At 40.2% G+C, this 2,520-nt stretch carries 2 protein-coding genes; both read right to left on the bottom strand.

Features of this window, described 5'->3' with window-relative positions:
* Positions 1-5 precede the first annotated feature (5 nt).
* On the bottom strand, positions 6-833 hold the full coding sequence (locus tag AAC006_RS21110) for a hypothetical protein (protein WP_339351030.1): 828 nt from the start codon (positions 831-833) through the stop codon (positions 6-8).
* Positions 834-1,001: 168 nt separating this feature from the next.
* On the bottom strand, positions 1,002-2,450 hold the full coding sequence (locus AAC006_RS21115) for a DUF3987 domain-containing protein (protein WP_339892496.1): 1,449 nt from the start codon (positions 2,448-2,450) through the stop codon (positions 1,002-1,004).
* Between the last annotated feature and the right edge of the window lie 70 nt (positions 2,451-2,520).

Genomic DNA, 2,520 nt, shown 5'->3' on the forward strand with positions numbered 1-2,520 from the left:
CTAACTTACAAAAAGCGGCTTAACTGGGTTGTGTGATTTTGGTTGACCACGTCATCTACAACTTGTTGTCCATTGAACGGTATACAATGTGACTTTATAGATTTTGCGTTGTCTCTGAACGCTTGTACAAACGCTGATGAAACACCAGGTAATAAAATGCCGAAGTCGATTCTTGTCACTTTGGCCTTACTGAACAATTGCATATACCGGTATTCACCACCAATCCGTTTTTGAACATGAATTAGCGCCTGCTTTATTTCATCCCGTGTTAGCTTATTTGGATTAAACGATAATCGTAGAGAATACTTACCGGACTCTTTTTCGTTCCCTTCTAAATATAAGAACAGGGACTTATAACTATCACCGTTGAACCGAAGTTCGAATCCGTGTGAATAAAATGGTTTGCCGTAAATAAGCCCAGAACCTCCACCATTGAGTTCGTAGGTCGAGGTAGGAAAAACTGTGAAGTCTGCTGGCTTTGCCGCTGTCCCTACTTTATAAATGCGAGGCCTATTTTTTGCACCAATAGGTTTGAGTAGTGAATCGATATCCTTTATTGAACACCTCACTGTCAGTGTGATTTGGTCGCAATCTAATCTCAAATATCGCTGCGGTTCATTACAATATATTCTCAGTAACTTGGCCTGGTATCGGCATAATGCTTTGTCTTGAAGCTTTGCTGTAACGTTATTAATTTGCTTAAAACCTGGTTCGGTATTAGCCAAATCAAGCAGTGCCAACAGCTGCGAATTGTGTTTGTCGTTAATAAGTTCATAGCGAGACTTATCAAAAGTGCTACGAATCCATGACTGTGTATTTTTGCGATCTGCCATAAAAACACTCTTTTAATACGTAGAAGTGTCTGCCTATACCGTATATTAATAGTGTGTATTAATAGATAGTTACAGTGGTATTACAGACATTAACAACTAAAAATGAAGGTGTTGAGTGTGCATTTTGTTGAACTAAAAATGCACCTCAAACAATTACTAAGGTTTATATCATTGGGCACCAGCTTCAGTGATATAAGGATTCACTTCCCACAAAGGTTTCTGTCTGCAATTTGTAGCCTTTCTAACCACTAATGCAGACTCTAAAACCATAATGGCTCGGTTCACTTCATCGGTGTTTGTGTTTAGCCCGCTCCAATTCTTTTGCGCTATGTCACGAGCCGAGAACTTGGACGGGAGTCGATCTATTCGTTTTAAAATCAGTATCGCATTAGCAGTATCAACATTTGTTCTAACATCGAAAACGTGGCGAGCATGAGATTCCAAGAATTTTGCAATTCTGACGGCTTTTTTAGCTGAGGTTTCGGAAACGCTTTTTATAGGGCCGACAACTTGTTTCGCATCGTCAAAACTTTCAACCACTTCAAAAAGCAGTGCAAGTTTAGGCACTAGCGTTCTATATTTTAATAGGTAGTTTTGATACACATTATGTACGTCTTTGTTACTCTTGAAGGAAGTAATCTCGCGGTACCACTGTTTATAAACACCCAATGCTCGGTCTGACAAGCAAACGCTGCGTTCTTTCAAGCCAAGATTTGGCTGGAAGCCGAAATCACATCGATTAATTGAACTAAAGAGACTCTGTACTTTCGAAATTAATGATACTTCCACTTCTCCGGAAGCAGATGAAACGTTGTCAGTAGTTTTCGGATGAAGAAGAATGTTAAAGCGCTGCCACAGTCCATCATTTTCCTCACTTCCCTTTAAGGTATTTCGAATATGCGGATAAATAACAGATGGTTGGGTGGTTGCAAAAATCGACAAGAGCATGTTACTGGCATACGTAGTGCCCGTGTTTAGCCTATCAATATCATGCTGACCAAACCCCGAATTACACTCCAGTAGGAATGAACGATATTCAAACCCCTTGGAGCCTCGAAGCTGATAAATAAATAGTTTTAGCTCCTCAAGGTCCATCAAAATCCCATTATGGTTTTCGCCTAGTATGTGTTGCAAGGCGGCATACGTTGCCTTGTTGGTTGTATAACGTACTAACGTCGGCTTTTGAGGCTGTCTTGAGTTTTCAGTTACTTCAGATGCTAGTAATTCCTCCATCTTTCTTTTTTCTATAGGGTCTAAGGTTTTATCGATAGCGGTAATGCGCTGTCTGATATGCTTTGAAACAGTCTTCTCACGCTCTTTTCTTATTTTTTTCAGCGCTTCATACCGTTCTATAGCATCTTCGTAGTCTGACAGGGCCTTATCATTCAGTGGGCAAAAAAACTCCCTCATTCGCAAATGCACAGGTGACTTTCCTGCTCCCGAGTCTCCTATTGATATAGCCCAAAAATTTGGCGCTATAACTAAATCACTATTTTTCTCAGGTTTTACGTGAATTTTATGACCTATGACAGAACCAATCATTGTCAAAAGCGGAGCAAAAGCAAATTCAGGAGGGCAACAATAGGCTTTGCTAAAGCTTCTTACAGTTTCTTGCATTAATGCAGGGAGAGATGCGTATTTCGGTGAATCCGGTCGGTCGTTTCGGTTTTATCCGATCACTTTTTCT

The organism is uncultured Alteromonas sp. (assembly GCF_963976965.1).
Classification (GTDB): Bacteria; Pseudomonadota; Gammaproteobacteria; order Enterobacterales; family Alteromonadaceae; genus Alteromonas; species Alteromonas naphthalenivorans.